General features: G+C 44.4%; 27 protein-coding genes and 1 tRNA gene. 12 read left to right on the forward strand and 16 right to left on the reverse strand.

Annotation, left to right across the window (positions count from 1 at the left end; translation table 11 throughout):
- Nucleotides 1-108: 108 nt before the first annotated feature.
- The 5 genes from Q8O71_00465 to Q8O71_00485 form a co-directional block, all read right to left on the reverse strand.
- The gene (locus Q8O71_00465; GenBank protein ID MDP2704866.1) at nt 109-495 is read right to left on the reverse strand and encodes a hypothetical protein; all 387 of its coding nucleotides are present in this window, start codon (nt 493-495) and stop codon (nt 109-111) included.
- Nucleotide 496: 1 nt separating this feature from the next.
- Nucleotides 497-772, reverse strand: coding sequence for a hypothetical protein (locus Q8O71_00470; protein MDP2704867.1), 276 nt, complete (start codon nt 770-772; stop codon nt 497-499).
- Nucleotides 773-778: 6 nt separating this feature from the next.
- Nucleotides 779-1522 (reverse strand): Gmad2 immunoglobulin-like domain-containing protein, encoded by a 744-nt coding sequence (locus tag Q8O71_00475; protein MDP2704868.1) that lies wholly within the window; start codon nt 1520-1522, stop codon nt 779-781.
- Between the two features lie 352 nt (nt 1523-1874).
- Entirely contained in the window at nt 1875-3425 is a 1551-nt protein-coding gene (locus Q8O71_00480; GenBank protein MDP2704869.1) for a DUF5667 domain-containing protein, read from the reverse strand.
- Complete coding sequence (locus Q8O71_00485; GenBank protein ID MDP2704870.1) at nt 3422-3937, reverse strand: RNA polymerase sigma factor; 516 nt, start codon at nt 3935-3937, stop codon at nt 3422-3424. The genes Q8O71_00480 and Q8O71_00485 overlap by 4 nt, the downstream gene beginning before the upstream one ends.
- Before the next feature lie 103 nt (nt 3938-4040).
- Here Q8O71_00485 and Q8O71_00490 point away from each other — a divergent pair, with 103 nt between their 5' ends.
- Nucleotides 4041-4727: an HAD-IB family hydrolase gene (locus tag Q8O71_00490; protein ID MDP2704871.1), complete on the forward strand. Its 687-nt coding sequence runs from the start codon at nt 4041-4043 to the stop codon at nt 4725-4727.
- Nucleotides 4728-4741: 14 nt separating this feature from the next.
- Here Q8O71_00490 and Q8O71_00495 read toward each other — a convergent pair whose 3' ends face one another.
- The 5 genes from Q8O71_00495 to Q8O71_00515 form a co-directional block, all read right to left on the reverse strand.
- Nucleotides 4742-4978 carry a hypothetical protein gene (locus Q8O71_00495; protein ID MDP2704872.1) on the reverse strand — a complete coding sequence of 79 codons (237 nt, stop codon included), beginning with the start codon at nt 4976-4978 and terminating at the stop codon, nt 4742-4744.
- Nucleotides 4979-5146: 168 nt separating this feature from the next.
- Nucleotides 5147-7138 carry a glycoside hydrolase family 15 protein gene (locus tag Q8O71_00500; protein ID MDP2704873.1) on the reverse strand — a complete coding sequence of 664 codons (1992 nt, stop codon included), beginning with the start codon at nt 7136-7138 and terminating at the stop codon, nt 5147-5149.
- A gap of 22 nt (nt 7139-7160) precedes the next feature.
- On the reverse strand, nt 7161-7466 hold the full coding sequence (locus Q8O71_00505) for a hypothetical protein (protein ID MDP2704874.1): 306 nt from the start codon (nt 7464-7466) through the stop codon (nt 7161-7163).
- A 23-nt stretch (nt 7467-7489) separates the two neighbouring features.
- Nucleotides 7490-8740: a glycoside hydrolase family 57 protein gene (locus Q8O71_00510; protein ID MDP2704875.1), complete on the reverse strand. Its 1251-nt coding sequence runs from the start codon at nt 8738-8740 to the stop codon at nt 7490-7492.
- Nucleotides 8733-9983 (reverse strand): glycosyltransferase family 4 protein, encoded by a 1251-nt coding sequence (locus Q8O71_00515; protein ID MDP2704876.1) that lies wholly within the window; start codon nt 9981-9983, stop codon nt 8733-8735. Before Q8O71_00515 ends, Q8O71_00510 begins: the two co-directional genes overlap by 8 nt.
- Nucleotides 9984-10136: 153 nt before the next feature.
- On the opposite strand from Q8O71_00515, the gene Q8O71_00520 reads away from it, so the two are divergent.
- Nucleotides 10137-10526: an STAS/SEC14 domain-containing protein gene (locus tag Q8O71_00520; protein ID MDP2704877.1), complete on the forward strand. Its 390-nt coding sequence runs from the start codon at nt 10137-10139 to the stop codon at nt 10524-10526.
- Between the two features lie 21 nt (nt 10527-10547).
- Here Q8O71_00520 and msrB read toward each other — a convergent pair whose 3' ends face one another.
- From msrB to Q8O71_00545, 5 genes are all read right to left on the reverse strand, one after another.
- Nucleotides 10548-10943, reverse strand: a complete 396-nt coding sequence (gene msrB / locus Q8O71_00525) for a peptide-methionine (R)-S-oxide reductase MsrB (protein MDP2704878.1) — start codon at nt 10941-10943, stop codon at nt 10548-10550.
- Between the two features lie 66 nt (nt 10944-11009).
- Nucleotides 11010-11576, reverse strand: a complete 567-nt coding sequence (locus Q8O71_00530; protein MDP2704879.1) for a hypothetical protein — start codon at nt 11574-11576, stop codon at nt 11010-11012.
- Between the two features lie 191 nt (nt 11577-11767).
- Complete coding sequence (locus Q8O71_00535; protein ID MDP2704880.1) at nt 11768-12490, reverse strand: DNA alkylation repair protein; 723 nt, start codon at nt 12488-12490, stop codon at nt 11768-11770.
- Entirely contained in the window at nt 12483-12824 is a 342-nt protein-coding gene (locus Q8O71_00540; protein MDP2704881.1) for a DUF2878 family protein, read from the reverse strand. Before Q8O71_00540 ends, Q8O71_00535 begins: the two co-directional genes overlap by 8 nt.
- Before the next feature lies 1 nt (nt 12825).
- The gene (locus tag Q8O71_00545) at nt 12826-13581 is read right to left on the reverse strand and encodes a prolyl oligopeptidase family serine peptidase (GenBank protein ID MDP2704882.1); all 756 of its coding nucleotides are present in this window, start codon (nt 13579-13581) and stop codon (nt 12826-12828) included.
- 42 nt (nt 13582-13623) lie between these two features.
- Here Q8O71_00545 and Q8O71_00550 point away from each other — a divergent pair, with 42 nt between their 5' ends.
- Nucleotides 13624-14043, forward strand: a complete 420-nt coding sequence (locus tag Q8O71_00550; GenBank protein ID MDP2704883.1) for an EamA family transporter — start codon at nt 13624-13626, stop codon at nt 14041-14043.
- A gap of 12 nt (nt 14044-14055) precedes the next feature.
- On the opposite strand, the gene Q8O71_00555 is transcribed toward Q8O71_00550, so the two are convergent.
- Nucleotides 14056-14661, reverse strand: a complete 606-nt coding sequence (locus Q8O71_00555; protein ID MDP2704884.1) for an AAA family ATPase — start codon at nt 14659-14661, stop codon at nt 14056-14058.
- A 52-nt stretch (nt 14662-14713) separates the two neighbouring features.
- Between Q8O71_00555 and Q8O71_00560 the strand changes: the two genes are divergently transcribed.
- The 9 genes from Q8O71_00560 to Q8O71_00600 all read left to right on the forward strand — a co-directional run bounded on the left by Q8O71_00560 (nt 14714) and on the right by Q8O71_00600 (nt 18862).
- A tRNA-Gln gene (locus tag Q8O71_00560) sits at nt 14714-14787 on the forward strand.
- Between the two features lie 55 nt (nt 14788-14842).
- The gene (locus Q8O71_00565) at nt 14843-15550 is read left to right on the forward strand and encodes a hypothetical protein (protein MDP2704885.1); all 708 of its coding nucleotides are present in this window, start codon (nt 14843-14845) and stop codon (nt 15548-15550) included.
- Nucleotides 15511-16278 (forward strand): hypothetical protein, encoded by a 768-nt coding sequence (locus tag Q8O71_00570; GenBank protein ID MDP2704886.1) that lies wholly within the window; start codon nt 15511-15513, stop codon nt 16276-16278. Before Q8O71_00565 ends, Q8O71_00570 begins: the two co-directional genes overlap by 40 nt.
- Nucleotides 16279-17028 carry a hypothetical protein gene (locus Q8O71_00575; GenBank protein ID MDP2704887.1) on the forward strand — a complete coding sequence of 250 codons (750 nt, stop codon included), beginning with the start codon at nt 16279-16281 and terminating at the stop codon, nt 17026-17028.
- 141 nt (nt 17029-17169) lie between these two features.
- Nucleotides 17170-17337: a hypothetical protein gene (locus Q8O71_00580; protein MDP2704888.1), complete on the forward strand. Its 168-nt coding sequence runs from the start codon at nt 17170-17172 to the stop codon at nt 17335-17337.
- A 75-nt stretch (nt 17338-17412) separates the two neighbouring features.
- Nucleotides 17413-17673: a hypothetical protein gene (locus Q8O71_00585; protein ID MDP2704889.1), complete on the forward strand. Its 261-nt coding sequence runs from the start codon at nt 17413-17415 to the stop codon at nt 17671-17673.
- A gap of 101 nt (nt 17674-17774) precedes the next feature.
- On the forward strand, nt 17775-18299 hold the full coding sequence (locus Q8O71_00590; protein ID MDP2704890.1) for a DUF2975 domain-containing protein: 525 nt from the start codon (nt 17775-17777) through the stop codon (nt 18297-18299).
- Between the two features lie 28 nt (nt 18300-18327).
- Nucleotides 18328-18534 (forward strand): helix-turn-helix transcriptional regulator, encoded by a 207-nt coding sequence (locus tag Q8O71_00595; protein ID MDP2704891.1) that lies wholly within the window; start codon nt 18328-18330, stop codon nt 18532-18534.
- Between the two features lie 76 nt (nt 18535-18610).
- Nucleotides 18611-18862 carry a YdeI/OmpD-associated family protein gene (locus Q8O71_00600; GenBank protein ID MDP2704892.1) on the forward strand — a complete coding sequence of 84 codons (252 nt, stop codon included), beginning with the start codon at nt 18611-18613 and terminating at the stop codon, nt 18860-18862.
- Nucleotides 18863-18906 lie beyond the last annotated feature (44 nt).

Here is an 18906-nt window from a genome sequence, read left to right on the forward strand (position 1 = left end):
TTTTGGCCCAAGGCCAAACCAAGCAAATTTTCCTGCGAACATTGTAAAAAATGTTGTCTCGCTTTAACGGGCAGAGGGAAGGGTTTGAGAAAAATCGTAATCCTAAAATTATTTCCCCGCTTTGGCTATCTTTACTGCACTTTTGCGCACTTTTTTCACTGCTTTTTTACCTTCCGCTTCCATTTCCTTTTTTAAGTGTTTCCAGTAGTTTCCCAGCTCTTTTTCAAGGTCGGCGATTTCCTCTTTACCGATGTGTTTTGCGTTATTATAACGGGAAAGAATTTGTTTCACTATTGTTTGGTACGTATCCTTGTTGATGTCGGTAAGCACTTCAAGTTTTTCCAGGACTTCTCCCTTGGCCTTAAGCGCCCATCCTCGTATTTTAGCCCGTCTTTTTTTTGCATCCTTTGCGCCATACAAAAAATAAGCTGCGGCTGTAGCCGCAAGAGCCGAACCGACTGCGATACCAAGACCGATGTTATTTTTTTTATTCATATTATTTTTTGTTTTTTGTTTTTTTATTACTTTGTAAGCCCAAAATGCGGGTAAGAAAGTCCCCTGTTTTTTTACCCTCTTTCTTGATTGTTACACGCAATGAATGAACATCTTCAACGACCTCACTTCCTTCGTCTTTTATTTTCTTGGAAAGTCCACGTATGTCGGCCAAAATTCTTATCACATACCAAAGCGCCACCACAACAATAAGGGCAACCGCTACGACCGCAACTGTGGTTACAAAAAAGAAAGTATCGGCTCTTGTTACGGCATCCATAGGCTTTTACTGTGCATTATCCAGACATGATGTTAATTGGGACGTTTGCGTCCATCCGCATTTCCCATTTGTTTGCCGCCCGCACTGGGCATCCTGGTAACAGGCGTATTGCTCCGTCCATTCGCACGTTGTAACAACATCCTCATCCGCGCATATCTGTCCGCTACAACCGGTCGGGAGGCATTCCTTCGGCGTGTCGGAAGAAACAGCCTTGGCGCTAAATTCCACCGGCATGCGAAGTTCATCGGCATTTTCGGAAAGCCCCGATGGATTATCCTTTTCGAAAATAAGCATTCCGCGCTCGGTCGGAACGGAATTAAAGGTCAATACCGCCTTGAATGGCACGAAATCTTGAGTCATCCATTCACCCTGAGCGGTTGCGATTGCGGTAGCGATTTTATTTCCCGATGCGTCAAACAAATGTATCGGGAAAGAGGCCTCAAAGAACCAATACCCTCTTGCTTCTCCGCTTATGGTCAGAGGGCTTTTGATTGAATCCCCGGGACGCGGTACCGATACACGGATAATGTCCTGTTTCTCAATTTCATTTCCAACATCTTCCACGAATTCGGAATTTGGCGCTTTGCATTTACGCGGATAGGATTCAAGCACCGGATAACCCGCTTTTACACACTCTTCAAAACTTCGAATAGGGACATATTTTTTGTTTTGAAACACCACAAGCGCAATGACAACCGATGCGAACAGGGCCAAACAAAGAAACAATGCAAGATTTTTTCTGGATATCATGCTAAAACTTTTTTATTCCCCTGTTATCTCAGGGCAAGTATGATAATAATATTTAAAGAAATAATGACTGTCCCGATTACTCCGGTGACAAGAGCGGCAAGCATTATTTTATTCCCGTACCATGGTTCCTTGTCCGTCATAACGATTGTATTGTAACACACGGGTGCGAGGACAAAAAATTTCCGCAATAAAGGGTATTAACCGCAGGGCAAGCCCTGCACCCATTTGGTGCTCGAAGACTCGCTCTCTCCCCGTCCCAGAGGGGCGGGGTATTAAACCCTTTGTTACGACTTCGACTCGGACGCTGTGTACAATCGGAATTGTCCACGCGCTCCTCGCTTGTCGTAATAATCTAAAAAACTTTTATTTGTATACCGCTTTTCGTTTTTACCTCCGAGCCTTCTGTCTCGATTTCAATTTCCGTTTCGCTTTCAATTTTTACTTCATCGTTGTGAGAATCATCGGAGCCGCGTACCCCACTCTCGCTGTCGGACTGAAACATATTTGAGAGAAGTCCGGATGCGGTTTTCGCGTTTGCGTATGAAATATTCCACAATCGCAAGGCACTTGTGTAATCGCCTTGCGCATACGCGACCTCCGCCTGAACCGAGGTGTTTTCCGCTTCGGCAATCAAATTTTGTGCTTTATCCGTAATACCGGTTATGCGCAAAACTTTCTCCGACAACTTTAATCGTGCTTCCGTAAGTGCGATATCGGCTTTTTCCTTCATTCGATCCGCCTCTTTTTGAAGATACGTGTTTACACGGGAGGAAGAAGAAACGGAAGATGTGGCAGTACTATTATTATCATCTTCCTCAGCGGGTATCGGAAGGATGGAAGGAAAAATTTGTAATTTATGTTTTTGTTCCGCTCTCAAGAGAATCTCAAGCCTGTACGCGAGGTTAAACGCATTTTGAAGTTCAGCAAACGCCTCTCTGTACTCTTTATTATTGAGAAAAGATTTTCCGGCGGATATCCCCTCGGTTACCGTGGCGAAATCGGCTTTTACCTGAGTCATAGTTGAAGTGGAAAGGGATGTTTCAAATTTTTGTATGATTTTTGACACATCGTGCGATTTTGATTCCGCCAATTTCAGCATTCTCAAAACAGAGGATTCTTTAACATCCGCTGCTTTTACTGCTTCTTTTGAACCATCCGATGAATCATCCGGGCTGGAAGATAACGCAAGAGAGTCTTCGTTTATTTTTACAGCCACCCGAAGATTGACCGAAGCAGCCGCGGGAACAGCGTTGACGGTTTCCCTATTCTCCCTTACAACAGCAAGCATCCTCCCCGTTGAGTCATTTTCATCATCGCTGTTGCGCAACGACAAGCGGGTGAGAATTTCCTCATGGGCCTCTAGCGATGTTTCAAAGCGTGAAGTGACCTCACTCGCTCGTTCGGGGTCCCGTTCCTCAAATTCTTTTACCCTCTCAGCGACTTTTTGAGCGTGTTTTTCAAATTGTTCCGCAATTTTTTGCTCATTTGCCGCGCTTAGTTTCCCTTCCGCAGAAAGCGATGCCGCCTCAACAAGGCGCCGTTCGGCTCGCTCACTTTCCCATTGTGCTTTCGCTTCGGAAGAAAAAGTGAGAGTTTGTTTTATTTCTTCGTTCACAGATACTTTGACCGGGTACAGCAAATCTCCGGGCAGAGAACCTTCGGCGGCAAAGGACACACCGCCCCCGACAACAAGCGCGAGAATGAGTGCGATGGGCATGGGATTTCTGAGCAAGAGAAAGAAAAAACTATTTGGCCACCGGTTTTCGGGACGCAAAAGATTTTCTTTTTTTACAGGTGCGGTACGTATGGAATGTTCAAGAACCGCCTTCATATGTCCTTTTTCCTGAGACGTCATGCGGATTGTTTGTCCTATCGTATGAAGTTGTTTTTCGAAATTGTTCATAATTGTATCGCGTTGCGTAATTTGAAAAGCCCTCTGTGGATGCGGACTGAAACGACATTTTCATTTTCTCCGATAAGTTCGGCAATTTCCCTTGGCGAGAAACCGTCCATGTACCTCATCGTCACGACTTCCCGATACTTTTCAGGAAGCGTCTTGAGTGCCTTTAGGAGCCGTATCCCGTCAAAGCGAATTTCCGCCTGTTCCATTTCTCCCGTACTGTGTAAATCGGGGATGTCCCCTTCGGAAGCGTCTTCCCGCTCAAGAAATTCATCGAGGGATGTCGTTTTCTTTTTTCGGTATTCGTCGATAATCAAATTGTTTAACACTCGATAAAGAAAAGGTTTGAAATCATCGATGGTTTTCCCCTGGGCGACGTAATTCCACGTCTTTGTGAACGACTCTTGGACAAGTTCAAGCGAACGTTCCCTGTCGCCAATACGAAAGAAGCAATGCCTGAAAAGAGCATCGGAATAGTCCTCAAACGCCTGAGTAAATCGTCCCGTAACGTCCATTCTTTTGTTTCTTAGTATATAAGACGAAAAGATGTCATTTCCCTTTCACAATCAATGTACCATGATATGCATGTTCTTTTCCAGAAATGATAGGATAAAGCCAATGAAAAAAGTGGCTATTTTTGATGTCGATGGGACCGTGTTCCGTTCAAGTCTTCTGATTGAATTAACCGAACGACTGATTGAGAAAGGACTGTTCCCTTCCGCTGCCCGGAGAGAATATCAATACGAATACAAAAAATGGCATGACCGTGAAGGCAGTTACGAAGAATATATCGATAACGTCATAAAGGCGTTCATGAAATATGTACGCGGTGTGTCATATAAAGATTTTCTTGAAGCCGGGGATGAGGTGTTTGAACAGCAAAAAAACAGGACCTACCGATACACACGCGATCTTATAAAAAAATTAAAAAAGGAGAAATATTACCTTCTTGCCATTTCCCAGTCTCCCAAAGGAATCCTTGATAAGTTCTGCGCTCATATGGGATTTGATAAAATATATGGAAGAATCTATGAGCTTGGACCCGAGGATAAGTTCACAGGAAATATCGTCGACCTTCACCTTATTTCAAACAAGGCAAACATAGTAAAGCGGGCGATTGAAAAAGAAAATTTGACGCTTGAAGGATCGGTTGCCGTCGGGGATACGGAGGGAGACGTTTCAATGCTTGAGATGGTTGGACAACCTATTTGTTTCAATCCGAATATGAAACTCTACAGAGAAGCGAAACGCAACGGATGGAAAATTGTTGTTGAACGGAAAGACGTGATTTATGAAATCAATTAAAAAAGCCCGTTTCGTTAAGAAACAGGCTTTTGGGAAACAGAGCATTTTTTAAAACTGTTCAAACTTATTATTGTTAAGAGAACATCTGTAACTAAAAGCGCCGCTAACAATAAAGCAAGGCAGGAGACTGTCCACTCGTTTATCTCTGGTTTCATCCACATTAACAGAAGAGAGAGAATTGTTACCCGAGAAAGAAAGAACCCACCGAGAAGAAATATTAACGCTATCCAACCAAAGTTTAATTCCATCATAGAATTCCTCCTTTTTTTGAATAGTCTTCTATAAAATGTTTTTATAAGAACAATCTTTAACCTGTTGTCATTATACCACAATATATGGCATAAAGTCAATATCTATTATACCTATATTTTAAGCCTTAATTTAAGGAAATATAGTTTTTAAGTACTCTTATTTTATCTTTACTCGGAGACCGGGTAACACGTTTGGCATACCCCAAGGTCTTGCAGTTTTTCCAGGTATGCAATGACGGTAAGTACGAACTCCGCGTGGCTCCATGTCAGGGGCCTGACCGAAAGCGGAGAGCCGTTATATGGATGCAGTTGTTCGGATAATAAGCCCGAGGTAAGAGCGTTTTTTAATGTCCACAAAAGCGTCTCCTTTGCCCCATCAAGGTCTTCCTGGCTTTCAGCCCGGGCGATATCGTATTGTGCAAACCATAATGTGGTAATAAACCACGCATTGCCCGGCAGTCCGGACCCGACACCGTAATATACATCCCCTTCGTAGCGGGCATATCCACCTATATCCGTGTGAACACGCAACCTCTCACGAGAAATCATCATGGCTTTAAGAAGCCGTTCGTCATATGGAGACAAAACCCCGAATCTAAAAATTCCATACGCACTCGAAGCATCTATCGTCTTGTCGTAAATAATACTTCCCCGCGGAGGTACCGTAAGCATCCGGCTGAACGTGCCTTCTTTTTCGTTGTAGAGATATTTTATTATTGCCGCCTGAATTTCGTCCGCCGCCCGGTGATATTTTTTCGATTCGTTTTGCTTTCCCAAAAGAAATGCGAACTTCCCCGCCGCAATCAGTCCTCCGTACACCGCAGCGGCGGTAAAACAGGAGATGCCGTTACGTTCCTCCCACAAATCGTAACTTGGTCCCGGAAGACCGGTTTTTTTATCCCTGTATTCGACAAGAAAATCCCCCGCCCGTTTTATAAAGGAATTGTAAATACTTTCAATAAATTCGAGATTTCTCGTCACCGCGTAATGGTCCCAAAGCGTATAGAGAGATGTTGCCGTTTCGTCCTCTTGGATGGCAAGTTGTGAGACTCCGTTTCGTATCCACGGATGCCACGAACTTCCCAACGACCTGTCCGAATTATATTTGTGCAGGAGAAAACCTTCGTCGGTAAGCACTTCGTTGCAGAAAGAATAAAAGCGCGTGCTTAAATCAAAGTATCCCGCTTTGTCAAAAGCAAGGGCGGCAAACGCCGCGTCGCGCGGCCACATATAACTGTATGTGTCGCGGCCATGCTGCAGAATGGATGAGTCTCCCGAAGCGATGAGAGCTCCTCGGTTGTCCGCGTGAGTTCGCATGATAAGAAGCGATTTTTTGAACAGGTCTCCAACGCCTTCATCAAGGCCGTAGAAAACAAAACGGCGCTTGTTTACCCACGCTTTCCAAAAATCTCCCGTACTTTTCAAAAGATGGGGCGGGGTTTTTTTAAGAACGTATGAATTCAAAAGTCTCGCTTCACGCAAAGTATGAGAAGCGATAATCCAGTAGTACACTTCTCCTACTTCCTCGGCTTCAAGAGGCACCGTAAAACCCACGGTTGAATCCACTGACCCGTGTTCAATGGCGTTTTTTGAAAGTAGTCCGTCTTCGGCGTCTTTCCATGTTCCCTCTTTTCCTTCTATTTGAGAAAGGCCGACGCTGTAATCGTCGAAAGAACCTTCGTGTAAACCGAGGCCTGCAATAAAGAAAAGTCTTCTTCCTTTGTAATGAACAATTGCGTTATCCTCCGGCTGATAGTAGGCGGTGTTGCCATAACTGGAATGGGAAATTTGGAACTCTTGATTGATAAATACTTTTATTACCCGGGAAGAAGGGTGGCGGTTTTGAACGGTGATTTTCCGAAGAAAAATATTTGATTCGTTATAGACCGTATCATTAAAAAAAAGTGAAACTTTCAGGCGGTCATTGACGGCGCGAATTTCCGAAACCATTGTTTCCTTCTTGTAATCAACCGTTACATTCCAATCATCGCTTGCAAGCCACGAGAAATCGCCGTCAACCCACACGCCAATACGGTGAACAACCCCGCTTGGAGAGTGGTTGGACATACCTACATAAGGAAAATAAAAATCACGTACTTGTCCCCTGCTATCGAGAAAAACAAGTATGTTACCGTTTCCCAAAACTAGTGATCTTGCCATAATGCAAACCTATATTGAGAAATTATTTGCAGTTGTCGCAAACCGAGAGCGCCTTTATCGCCCCCGCTTTCGTTTTTGCCTTTCGCAGAGCAGTAGCGCAGTGGGAGCAACCCAGAACATTCTCAACCCAGTTTGCAAAGTCGTTGCTTCCGTTGCCCGTGTGATGAGCGAATTGCTCCTTTTTCATTCCCTGAAATGCCTTTTTGAGTTCCTCGACATTTTTGATAACGGGACCGTTATTGACCCAAAAGCACGCTTCTCCCTGCGCCTCGTTGTGACAGGTACACATCGCGGCGAACTTTTTTGTTTTTGTCTTTGTAGTACGCATATTAATTTCTAAATGTAATTATATCAGTGAGTTAATAATTTTTGTAATGTCCTCTTCACACGAAACCAAACGGGCGGAAGCGGCGCCGATTCGATTCGTTTTCTTAAATCATGAAGGACGTTCATATAGGCGATAAACGCTTCGTAAGGAGATTCGTAAGGATTAAAGTATGCATGTACATCACCGTCGGAAAACCACTTGGTACACATATAGTAGAAATGGTCCGATGTTTGCAGTTTCCGCCAATCCTCAACAAGTTTCTCGTCTCCCGTCTCAAGTACCATATCTTCAAGAGCATATATCGAACGGAGAGCGTCATGCTGAATCGGATTTGAGCGCCAGGCGGAGAGGTCCCGCTCTATGTCGGCCCATGAAACGTAATTCGGCACATCCAATTCCCCTACCGGACGCAATAGTTCAAGCGCTTCCCGGGGAGTCACAAAGTGGTTGTCCGAACGTTTGAGCATTTCTTTCGGTAAATGGCGCATAAATTCAAAAATGCCCGTGTCTTCCCACTGGTGCTCGCCAAACGTCTCGTAATCCATGAACAGGTTGATTATTTCCCCGTTGCCATGGTGAGCCTCTACCCATTTCACAAACTTGGGTGCGGTAAGAGGATAGTCTTCCCACCATTTCGCGCCAAAACGAAAAGCAATATCGTCGGAAAGTTTATAGTTTTTCAAAAGAAGCGTGAGCGGAGCGTCTTTGGCTTTGTATAGGAAATTCGGACTTCTCCACCCGAGAATATGGTCGGCGCCTTCGGCGAGCATTCCCTTGTATCCGAGCCGTGCGATTTCTTTTCCGATGTCATTGCTGTAGATAAGCTCGGTGTTCCGGAAAACCGTCGGAGTATAACCGAACAATGATTTTATTTTTTCTCTGTGTTTTTCTATCTGTTTTCTGAATTCGGCCGGGGAATGTAAAAATGCGAGCGAGTGGTAGTACGTTTCGCTTAAAATTTCCACTCTCCCCGTTTCGACGAGTTTTCTAAACGACTCAAGCACATGCGGAGCAAATTGTTCGAATTGTTCAAGTACGACTCCGGAAAATGAAAAACTTACCTTAAACTCCGGATGTTTTTGCAACAAATGAAGAAGAAGGGCGTTTGCGGGAAGATAGGATTTTTCCGCCACCTTGAGAAGTATTTTTCTGTTATTGAGGTCGGACTGCCCGTTGTCGTTGAAATAATTGTGGTCTGTACCGACGTCAAAAATTCTGTATCGTTTTACCCGATGAGGCTGGTGAACTTGAAAATAAAAACAGATATTAAGCATTGTATATGGAGAGACCAAACACTTTCTTGTATATCATCATACACTTTTCGGCAGCCTGCTTCCATGTATGTTTGATGATTTCCTGGAAACCATTTTCGGAAAGACACGACTTGAGAGATTCATGGGTGAGTACGCATACGATTTTGTTTGCCATTTCATCGACGTCCCAAAAATCAACTTTGAGCGCGTGTTTGAGTACTTCCGAAACTCCCGACTGACGAGAAATAATGACGGGGGTACCACTTGCTATAGCCTCAAGAGGAGTGATGCCGAAAGGTTCCGAAACGGAGGGCATGAGGTAAAGGTCTGCCGCTTTGTACGCCTGTACAAGCTCGTCATTTCGCAAAAATCCCGCAAACAAGACCTTGTCGCTGATACCCAAAAACGCGGCCTGGTTCATGATTTGGCCTTCCATATCCCCCGACCCGGAAATGATAAACGTTACCTTTGGATAATATTCGAGAACCTTTTTTGCGGCGGCAACGAAATAATCCGGACCTTTTTGTATGGTGATGCGTCCGACAAATAAAACAATTTTATTCCCCGATTCTTTAAGTTTCGCAATTCGGTTTTCCTCGCCTACGTGCTGGGAAAGGTATTCATCAATATCGATACCGTTGTGAACTACCTCGACTTTTTCTTCGGGTACGCCGTATCGTTTGACGATGATATCCTTCGTGTAGTTGGACACTGCAATAACGCGGTCGGCGGCGTGCATTCCCTCCCTTTCCACGTCGTAGACAAACTGATTGACGGACCGGCCGCCGGTCCTGTCAAATTCCGTCGCGTGCACGTGAACGATAAGCGGTTTCCCCGATACTTTTTTCGCTTCCATACCGGCGAGAAACGACAACCAGTCATGGGCGTGGATAACATCAAATTGTTCTTTGCGGGCGATTTCGCGTGCGCGTATTGCGTACCGTCTTACTTCCTCAAATAGCGTGTCGCCGTAAAACGCATTATCAATAAATGCCCGTTCTTTTTTATAGCTGTCGGGATTCGTGTATGGAGAAAGTAGAGACGGGATATTATGGAATACGATATCCGGAGTTTCCACGTCACCGAATATAATGCGCGCGAATCGGGATGTTGTATCTTTAAGCCGTTTCGGTAGAACAAATGTCACCTTGCTCCCCGATTGAGCCAACGCTTTGGAAAGACCGTAACAGGCAACACCCAAACCTCCACTATTGTGAGGTGGGAACTCCCAACCAAACATTAAAATTCGCACTGGTGCATGCATTCTGTTTATTCGTTTAGTAAAAGAAAACTTTCCCAACAAAAGAAAAAACGTTCCGGGTCTTTTCCCTAAACTTCTTGCTGATAATTATACAATAAGGCCGTACTTTATTATCTGTGCACAATGTTTCTGTTATACTTAAGGGGTAAAACTTCCATGGACAAATTTGAGACACATGTCGATGAGCACGGAATCGTAAACATGGCCATTAAAGGACGCGTGAGAAGGGAGGTATGGGATCAGTTCAAAAAATGGATTGAGGACACGCAAAAGATAATCAAGGAGGAATACGACAAAACCGGCAAGAAAGTTAGAGCCACCGTCGACCTTACCGACACGTCAAGCCAATATGACAGCGACACGATAGCGGCGCTTGCCTCTTTTACGAAAGCAAACGAGCCGTATATGGAAAAAACGGCGACCTTCGGAGCAAACACAATGATAAAATTCGCGGAAGACCTTGTTATCACGATTTCCGGCAGAAAAAATATCAAGGCATTCGCCACCAAAGACGAAGCCACCAAGTGGCTTCTATCGGAAAAATAGACCGCTGCATTCTGCAGCGGTCTATTTTTTTTGTTCCAAATCCAGACAGACGGAGTTGATGCAATATCGTTCACCCGTATCGGTCGGACCGTCGTCAAACACATGCCCAAGGTGAGAGTTGCATTTGGCGCATAGAATTTCGGTGCGGACCATTCCCTGAGTTTCGTCAGTCTCGCGTTTTATCGCGCCGGGCAGAGCTTTGTCGAAACTTGGCCATCCGGTTCCTGAATCAAACTTTGCATCGGAAGAAAACAGTGCGTTGCCGCACGCGGCGCAACGGAATATCCCGTCTTCTTTGGAATACATGTATTTACCCGTAAAGGGCATCTCGGTTCCCTTCTCCCGCAAGATTTTATATTGGTCTGGGGACAGTTTCTCCTTCCAGTCGTCTTCCGTTTTGGGTATACCGTTTTTCATAGTAGTTATCATATCACCAAAATCCCGCCTCTTGGCGGGATTTTGATTTTTTGACCGATAAAAAAATTATCTTCCTGTCGGCAGACCGCTTTGGGCATCACGCATCATCGTACTCATGTCAGTGAATGTAACTCCGCTTGGCAATGAAAACGTATTTGCATCTGCCGTCCACGGCTCGCACGCATAGCCCAGTTGTTGATTGTAATCGACAGACTGCTGTCCTTGGGTGCCCGATGTATCCGAAACCGCGGCTGACTCCTGTGCGCTTACCGGCATTTTGAAACCCTGATTTGTCGCTGAAGTCCATACATAGCTGTATTCCCCGTCGGCAATCATATGACTTTGAACGGTCATACCGGAGGCCATGCTTTGAAAATCTCCTCGGAGCTTTCCGTTTGCGACATACACAACCCCGGAAGATTGAGACACGTCATTTGATTCATCTACCGTGCATTTTTGGGAAATGTTTGCGGCAATGAGGTCTTTCATGGACATCTTTCCTGTCGCTTTTCCTGACGCTTGTTCGCGCACCTCTGCCGCATCTTGAAGCGTCGGTTGTGAAATCATATACGTTCCGATACCGCCGATAACCACTATTCCACCAACAAGATACATGAGGGCTGTTTTACTCATAGCGATTTAAAATATAAAAAACTTAAAAAAATAACTTGGTGCGTCCGAAATTAAAATATCGTCATGTAACCGTAAATACCGATAATCACCGAAAGAAGGATGAGAAGTCCTCTTACGTTTACTTTTTCCTTTGAGTGTTTAAAAAACCACATAGGGAGAAAAATTATTGATAATTAAGTTTATTATAGCACCTATTCCCTTCCTTTCAATTCGAGGTTCCGGGGGATTTTAAGATAATTCTTTTTTTGAGATTCGGTCATCCGTTCTACCGCGTAACGCAGGGCTGTTCTGGGCATTTGGGAAGCGTGTAGGTTCAGAAATTTTTTTTCCGACACAAGGTCTCTTTTCCCGACCTCCCGCAACATCCAACCGACGGCTTTATGGATAAGGTCATGCGTATCGCCCAAAAGCATCCGCGCAATTAAAAGCGTTTCTTCAAATCGGTTATTTTTTATGAAATAAAACGTTGAAACGATCGCGATACGCCGCTCCCACATGTTTTTTGAACGCGCCAGTTTTTGCAAAATTTTTTTTGGTTTACCAGATATATATGCTCCGACAATTTTCTCTGCCGACAAATCGACTAAATCCCAGTTATTAATATGCTTCGTTGAAGAAAGATAGAAATCGTAAATTTTCTTTTTTTCGCTCTTGCCGCCATTTTTAAAATTTTCCACAAGAATAAGAAGAGCGATGAGCCGTTCCTCATGGATTTTAGATGAAAGAAGTTTTTTTATTTCGGGGAAAGAAAGGTGGGCGTATTTTTTAGCGAGAGCCCGCGATACCGGTACGGTTATCCCAAGAAATACGTCCCCTTCTCCATATTCGCCCGGTCCCGTTTTAAAAAAGCCCTGTAAAATTTTTGCTTTCGCGGGATTTTTGAGCTTACGGAGTTCGGCTTTCAATTTATCCATCGCTTCTTCCAAGAACAATCATTATCTCCCTTTTCATCGCGACAAACGAGTATGCCCAGAGAAACGGAAGCCAGAGAGGCATGAGACCAAATAAGCTGTTGCGGGTAAACGTTTCAACTCCCGTGAAAACAAAAATCGTTTCCGCAATTGTCATAAGGCAGAATCCGAGCACAAGCATTAAAGCGTCTTTTTGTTCTTTTTTGATTCGCAAAAACAGGTCAATGAGCCCGATGTACATGAGCGTCAAAAGATAATCGTTTGGCACGACGGGAATAAACCATATCATCAGAAGCACCGGGAAGGCTTCAATAAGCATTTGTGAGAACTTTTGCATATTACTTATCTAAAAAAGCTTTTATCTTTTTCCAGAACAAGCGTGTGCGTACTTCCGAAAGCGAAAGATGTCCTCCCTTCCCCTTAAGCCACAACGCGCAGCCGTTTATTTTTGAAAATTCTTTTGACAAATGGGCATACGTCACTTCGTCATCCTTTGCATGGATAATAAAAATCTTTCTTGAGTTGAGTGTTTTTGCCTTTGCAATGGGATTAAAAAAACTTCCGTTGCCGAGTTTCCGCCAGTCCTTCTTTGAAAAACGGTATCCTTCGCCGTACGCATTGTTAAGAAATTTCTCGAGCCACGGAAGCGGTTCGGTATCGCTTTTTACCCGCCAGTCGATAACCGGCGACAGAGCAACGACTTTTTTTATATGTGTATCTTGTGAAGCAAGGATAGCGGCCGCACCCCCGAAACTTGAACCAATGACATAGATTGCCGGATTTTTGACCGAATACTTTTTACCACTCCAAAATTCGGTAAATTCCTTTGATATTCCTTTCACGACATCCGAAACGTCTTTATGCGGAGAAAGTTTGAGAAACTCCCCTCCGCTTTCCCATGTTCCCCTGTACCTTGGAAAGAAAACCCAATATCCTTTTTCGGAAAGAAAATTCATAACGGCAGACTTTGAAGGAGAGCCCGGCAACCCCCCGCACAGGATAATCGCTTTTTTTGAAGGACGAACCGGAGGAAGAAACTCGGAAACGATATCTTTCCCGAATCGGGTTCGCAAAAGAAACTTGTGTTTCGCCATACGGCCATCATAGCACCGTAAAAAGAGTGCTACAATAATTTTATGTCTTGGGTTACGCTTGCTCTCCTTTCCGCAGGATTTGCGGCCCTTGTCGCCATTTTCGGGAAAATGGGTTTGCAAGGAATAGACACGACGCTTGCCACCACCCTTCGCGCGGTTATTATGGCGGTTTTTCTCGTTGGCGTTTCACTCGCTCTTGGAAAATTTGAGGCTGTGCCCGATTTCGGGAAAAAAGCGGGGCTTATGATTGTCCTTTCCGGTCTTGCCGGAGCGCTTTCATGGCTTTTTTATTTTTCCGCGCTCAAAGCGGGTCCCGCTTCGGCGGTAGCCGCGATTGACCGATTGAGTGTCGTCTTTGTATTTATACTCGCGCTTATTTTTCTCGGAGAGACATTTACGTGGAAATCAGCACTTGGTGCACTCTTTGTCGCTTTAGGTGCGATATTGATGACGATAAAATAAAACAAGGCCAATCTACCTAGATTGGCCTTGTAAGGCAAGCAACTCATCAAATGATGGAGGCTGCAAGGAGTTGATTCTTTTCACTGAATCAAACAACTCATCACCGATTTGATGGGAATGATAAAACTCGTAATCTCTGATGCAGGAATCTTTCCTCATTTTCGACATTGCGTCTGGAAATTTCCTTCCCTCTTTCGGGCTAGAGGATTCCCTTTGCAGAAACCACTCTAAGCATGTGTTTTTGGGAGTTATAAAGTACCATGCGTCTATTCTTTCCACATTCATAGAACGAAGTTTTTCAATAATTGCCTTTCGTTCATGCAAGTACCCGTTCCATGTGTCCAAGATTAGAGTGACATCTTCCTGCTCAAGATGTTTTTTCACCCGCTCCCACATCACTTTCATCCCGTAAAAATGGCCGCCGGTATACGGGTCAAGCCATACCGAACCGAAAAGTTCCATGAGAATTTTGTCTCTGCTCACCAAGATAATTTCAGGATTAACCAAGAGACACTTTTCACACAGAGTTGATTTCCCCGCGCATTGGGGGCCTATAGTTAAAATTACTCTTTTCAAGTGGCACCTCCTTTCTACCCCTACCCTAGCAAAAGCCCGCACAAAGTCAAAAGGCGTTTTATTTTAGGCTTTTCTATGCTTAAATTGCCTATATTGCCGAATCGTCTAATGGTAGGACACATCCCTCTGGAGGATGTTATCTTGGTTCGAGTCCAAGTTCGGCAGCCAAGGTTGGAAGTATCGAGGCGACCTAATTTCCTCGAGAAACCACTTTTTCTGGCATATGCGTAATGAAAAAATAAATTCAAAGATTATTGCTCTCTGGAATAAGTATTTTAAGAATGATCCAGACGTGTATGCGCCGCTTTTCTACGACGAGTTCAGGAAGGGCGGACTGCTGTTCGTCGGGATGAATCCGTCTTTCAGCGTGCGAGGATTCAAAACGATACTTCAGAACACCGAATATAAAGACATGGATCCGTCCACATTCTTTAAGTGGAGCAACATATCCGCGAACCCAGCACTGATCGACGATTGTGTTAAGGTAGAGAACTACGCGTACGCGAACTACTCGCTCTATTTTGGTCGTCCGGTAGAGATAGCCAAGAAGGTTGGGTTAGATTGGCAACACATCGATCTTTTTCTCTATAAAGAAACCGCGCAGAATAACTTCATGGCTCGCATTACGAATAAAGAGAAGCTCAACCAGTTCGCTCTCGATCAGATCGCGCTCTTTGAAGAAGTCCTCACAAAGATTGAACCATGTTGCGTGGTGGTCACCAACGCGTTCGGATCGGAGTTATTACGGGACCATATCAAGAACGACCTATTGTGGGACGAGGAGTGCGGCTTCCATTGGTTCACCAAATCGGGCAAGAAAATACCGATGTTCTTTTCGTCAATGCTAAGCGGACAGAGAGCGCTTGATCGTTGGTCATATGAACGTTTGAAGTGGCACATCGGGCAGGCAGTAAAAAAACAATTAATATGACGGGCTGGTATTCTATCACTCCCCAATATATAATCATTCAAAATGAAAAAGCGGCTCTCGCTTTGTTCTCTCCCGAATTTCTCGGGGCATTTGCGGGGGCCTTCTTCGCCTTCCTCTTCGGTGTCATTAGTTACCATCTTATAAAGAGATACGAACGTTTCATTCTGCATCGTAATGCGCTTGTTGGATTAGAGCGTCTATTGAACGAACACTTAGACATTATTGGCCTTAACAGGGCAACTGCGCTTAGTACTCAGCGCATCCTTGAAGCCCACCGTCTTACCCACAACCGTTTACTTGAGTTGTCTGTGAGGGAAGGGTTGGACACAGACTTGGGGAACTTGGATATTGCCAATCGGTACTTTATCTACACGCGAGGAGTCCACCGAACGAATGTCGATACTCAATCTATGAATTACACTCTGACTAGGTTCGAAGATGTCATGATTGGCGGGAAACCGTTGGAAGCTGAGAATTGGCACTACATAACGGGTGCTTTCGCGCAGATTCCCGGGCATATGGATAAACTTGAGCGCGAGACAAAAGAAATTCTCTGTATCACTCGCATCCACATTGCCCGATTGGCGAGAAAGGGCATCTGGTATGCAAATACACAAAAGGAGTGGAGTGTAGAAGTAACAGACGAGGAACTCAAAAAGGAAGTCATGAAACTCGAGGAAGAAATCAGAATGGTTTCTGGCCAGCGACCCTCAATCACTAGGACATAGATGGCAAAAAATACTGAAAATAAAAAATGCATTCATTGTTTGCGAATCCCGCAGGAGATTACATTTGATCACGTAATCCCAAAATCCTGGTATTCGAAGATTACATCTAAGGATGCGCGCAAACCAAAAGCTCCGGCATGTTTTGAATGCAATCAAAAATTGGGAAGGCAAGAGAAATTTTTATCCCATATCATGTGGATGTGTATGCCAGAGGCCCATCCTTTACGGGAAGAACTAACAGAGAAGGTCTACAGAGCGTGTGGGATGGGACGCGATGGCAAACCTATTCCTGAACTTTCTAGTAAGGAAAGAGATGAACGAATAAAATATGCCAAACGGTTACTTGCTTCCACACGACCGGGTGATGATATTGAAGAAAAGAATCTTTTTCCCGGTTTTGGATTCCATGCGGGATATCCGAAAGAGATTCAACGCGCTACGTTAATACCCGAAAACCTCGTTACTGAGGTTGCTTCAAAGGTTGTTAGAGGGATCGAGTATATTCAAAAAGGAAGCGAGAGATATGTTGAGGCGCCGTATCGACTGGATGTGTTCTTTCCAAAGAAGACAACCGACTCTTCTCTTCAGGAAATCCGCGCTAAGTGCAGAGTATTCTCTGATGGCACCAACACGATCCAGAGAGGAGCTGATCCAGAAAAACCATTGGAACCGATTTACATTATTCGTCTATGGAATCAATGGGAAATTTGGGGTGTCATTATGCATGAGGAACGATACAATAAGTTGTGACCTAAGAGCGTCAGTGTCTCGTACGGAAAGCGCCTCAAGAACCCTTACGGTGTCTCACTGCTGGGGCACCAGACCTAAGAGGCCAGCCAAGTTGAGATAGGTTCGGAGTCCAGAGAATAATAAAAATGATACGCTGAAACTATGCCTTTATTATTTTATTTAATACTTGTTTGGATTTCTGAGAACGTAACTTTCAGTTGGGGTTGGTTTATTGTTGCCTTACTTTTTTCTTTAGGTAGAGCCAAAACTACATATAAATACAGATATACCAATAACCCTGATGAGGACGAAGAAGAGGTTGAGGAATAATATCCGAGGCGCATCAAAAAGCCCTACAGGGCTTGATGGTAGAATTTACGAAACCGAGGAAGTTATCAAACTTAAATGGATTTTAAAGATTTATATAACCGGGAAAAGAATGTTGTACTGTATGGGCAGTCGGTGAGGTTCCGCGTTATTAAGTATATTATTTTGTTTGGTATATTTACTGCTTTTTACACATGGCGAGGGCTCAATGATACGCTCCTGCTGCTTGCAGTACTTTTTGCCGCAAGCCTTTGTATACATTTCTTCTTCCGCTATATGTCAGAGGGGTGGACCAAATCGTGGGGGCTTTATAAACACACTTCAGTCGATAAGAAATAAGGTCCTAAGGTTTGTTAGCGGTTCAAACCGCTTTTTTGTGCTTGAATAAATAACGATAAATATATATTGACAAACGATAAGCGATAGATTAAGGTGTAAGCATGAATATAAATATGTCCGCCAAAGGCGGATCCGCCTCTGGCGGGAAAAAAAGTTCAACAATATTTCTTCAGGTAGTCGTTGTACTCATCGGCATCGTGGCGCTAGCCATTATGATTCGATTTCCCCAAACCGAAGGAAGGGCCGCAAACTTAGACCTGTTCAGCATTTACGCTGACCCGTTCATTGTGTATATGTACCTCGCGTCTATTGCGTTTTTTGTTGCGCTGTATCAGGCATTTAAATTGCTCGGGTACATTGGAAAAAATAGGGTGTTCTCGCAAGCGTCCGTGAACACGTTGCGTACAATAAAATACTGCGCAATGATACTCATCGGCTTTTTTGTGGGGGCAGAAGGCTACATTTTTATTGTCTCACGCAAAGTAGAGGAGGACATTGCAGGTGGCGTGATGATGGGTGTTATCTTAATTTTTGTCTCAACTGTCGTTGCTACTGCCGCGGCCGTGTTTGAGCGAATGTTACAAAGCGCCGTCGATATAAAGTCCGAGAACGACTTAACCGTCTAGTTCGACAAGCTCACTATAAATAATTACTATGGCAATCATCATTAACATCGACGTTATGTTGGCGAAGCGGAAGATGAGCGTCACCGAGCTTGCCGAGAAAGTCGGCATCACGATGGCCAACATTTCCGTGTTGAAAAACGGCAAAGCGAAAGCCATTCGCCTATCAACTTTGGAGGCAATTTGTAAAGCCCTGGATTGTCAGCCCGGAGATATATTGGAGTACAAAAAGAAATGAAAAACTTTCGGGTTTGAAGTTTAGAGAACCTGAGGCAAGACTCTCGGTGTTTCAGGAGATTTGATAAAATAATCTTATGACCAAAAAAGGAAACGCCACCGGTATGGTACACACGGTGCCGGCGGATTTACGAAAAGCCATTACTTCTACCCCTGCGGCGCGAGCAGTATGGGAAGATATCACACCACTCGCGCGCAATGAGTGGATTTGCTGGGTTACGTCCGGCAAAAAAGCGGAGACGAGGGGTATCCGTATCGGGAAGGCACTCTCGAAGCTTAAAGGCGGAATGCGCAGACCCTGTTGCTGGGCGGGTTGTCCTCATCGTTGAAAGCGGCTCTCCTAGGGTGAAAGCTTTGTGGAAGATGTTCATTT

It is taken from the genome of bacterium (genome assembly GCA_030690305.1).
Classification (GTDB): domain Bacteria; phylum Patescibacteriota; class Minisyncoccia; order Phycocordibacterales; family JAGLPS01; genus JBBUCK01.

Bases quoted from the DNA above. Each gene is read 5' to 3' on its own strand.
- Q8O71_00465 (MDP2704866.1), bottom strand. From the start codon at position 495: ATGAATAAAAAAAATAACATCGGTCTTGGTATCGCAGTCGGTTCGGCT.
- Q8O71_00470 (MDP2704867.1), bottom strand. From the start codon at position 772: ATGGATGCCGTAACAAGAGCCGATACTTTCTTTTTTGTAACCACAGTT.
- Q8O71_00475 (MDP2704868.1), bottom strand. From the start codon at position 1,522: ATGATATCCAGAAAAAATCTTGCATTGTTTCTTTGTTTGGCCCTGTTC.
- Q8O71_00480 (MDP2704869.1), bottom strand. From the start codon at position 3,425: ATGAACAATTTCGAAAAACAACTTCATACGATAGGACAAACAATCCGC.
- Q8O71_00485 (MDP2704870.1), bottom strand. From the start codon at position 3,937: ATGGACGTTACGGGACGATTTACTCAGGCGTTTGAGGACTATTCCGAT.
- Q8O71_00490 (MDP2704871.1), top strand. From the start codon at position 4,041: ATGAAAAAAGTGGCTATTTTTGATGTCGATGGGACCGTGTTCCGTTCA.
- Q8O71_00495 (MDP2704872.1), bottom strand. From the start codon at position 4,978: ATGATGGAATTAAACTTTGGTTGGATAGCGTTAATATTTCTTCTCGGT.
- Q8O71_00500 (MDP2704873.1), bottom strand. From the start codon at position 7,138: ATGGCAAGATCACTAGTTTTGGGAAACGGTAACATACTTGTTTTTCTC.
- Q8O71_00505 (MDP2704874.1), bottom strand. From the start codon at position 7,466: ATGCGTACTACAAAGACAAAAACAAAAAAGTTCGCCGCGATGTGTACC.
- Q8O71_00510 (MDP2704875.1), bottom strand. From the start codon at position 8,740: ATGCTTAATATCTGTTTTTATTTTCAAGTTCACCAGCCTCATCGGGTA.
- Q8O71_00515 (MDP2704876.1), bottom strand. From the start codon at position 9,983: ATGCATGCACCAGTGCGAATTTTAATGTTTGGTTGGGAGTTCCCACCT.
- Q8O71_00520 (MDP2704877.1), top strand. From the start codon at position 10,137: ATGGACAAATTTGAGACACATGTCGATGAGCACGGAATCGTAAACATG.
- msrB (MDP2704878.1), bottom strand. From the start codon at position 10,943: ATGAAAAACGGTATACCCAAAACGGAAGACGACTGGAAGGAGAAACTG.
- Q8O71_00530 (MDP2704879.1), bottom strand. From the start codon at position 11,576: ATGAGTAAAACAGCCCTCATGTATCTTGTTGGTGGAATAGTGGTTATC.
- Q8O71_00535 (MDP2704880.1), bottom strand. From the start codon at position 12,490: ATGGATAAATTGAAAGCCGAACTCCGTAAGCTCAAAAATCCCGCGAAA.
- Q8O71_00540 (MDP2704881.1), bottom strand. From the start codon at position 12,824: ATGCAAAAGTTCTCACAAATGCTTATTGAAGCCTTCCCGGTGCTTCTG.
- Q8O71_00545 (MDP2704882.1), bottom strand. From the start codon at position 13,581: ATGGCGAAACACAAGTTTCTTTTGCGAACCCGATTCGGGAAAGATATC.
- Q8O71_00550 (MDP2704883.1), top strand. From the start codon at position 13,624: ATGTCTTGGGTTACGCTTGCTCTCCTTTCCGCAGGATTTGCGGCCCTT.
- Q8O71_00565 (MDP2704885.1), top strand. From the start codon at position 14,843: ATGCGTAATGAAAAAATAAATTCAAAGATTATTGCTCTCTGGAATAAG.
- Q8O71_00575 (MDP2704887.1), top strand. From the start codon at position 16,279: ATGGCAAAAAATACTGAAAATAAAAAATGCATTCATTGTTTGCGAATC.
- Q8O71_00580 (MDP2704888.1), top strand. From the start codon at position 17,170: ATGCCTTTATTATTTTATTTAATACTTGTTTGGATTTCTGAGAACGTA.
- Q8O71_00585 (MDP2704889.1), top strand. From the start codon at position 17,413: ATGGATTTTAAAGATTTATATAACCGGGAAAAGAATGTTGTACTGTAT.
- Q8O71_00590 (MDP2704890.1), top strand. From the start codon at position 17,775: ATGAATATAAATATGTCCGCCAAAGGCGGATCCGCCTCTGGCGGGAAA.
- Q8O71_00595 (MDP2704891.1), top strand. From the start codon at position 18,328: ATGGCAATCATCATTAACATCGACGTTATGTTGGCGAAGCGGAAGATG.
- Q8O71_00600 (MDP2704892.1), top strand. From the start codon at position 18,611: ATGACCAAAAAAGGAAACGCCACCGGTATGGTACACACGGTGCCGGCG.